Below are 318 nucleotides of genomic sequence, written 5' to 3' on the forward strand. Positions count from 1 at the left end.
AACCGAAATGTGGCATAGGGTTGCCCTTGGTTTGGCCCTTTTGGCTGCCGTTTTACATGCTATTTTCGGTGCGCTTCAAAATGGTGAGCACGATCCGTGGCTTTCGCGTGTGGCGATTGATTTTAACTACGGCGTGATGGCTGCTCCCTTTGCATTGTTTGTCGTTCCGTGGCCCGAGCCGCACATGTGGCCCATTTTTTTCGGCATGTTTGTTATCCATATTGGGTATAAGGCCATGCAGGCGCAAACCTATGTTTTTGGCGCTTATACAGTGGTTTACCCGGTGGTACGCGGGATGGGGCCGCTGTTTACGGTTCT

At 51.6% G+C, this 318-nt stretch carries 1 pseudogene; it reads left to right on the forward strand.

The window, feature by feature from the left end:
* Window positions 1–318: pseudogene (locus AB9F29_RS21795) on the forward strand (multidrug transporter); the annotation flags it as partial.

It is taken from the genome of Falsihalocynthiibacter sp. S25ZX9, from assembly GCF_041205405.1.
Lineage (GTDB): Bacteria > Pseudomonadota > Alphaproteobacteria > Rhodobacterales > Rhodobacteraceae > Falsihalocynthiibacter > Falsihalocynthiibacter arcticus.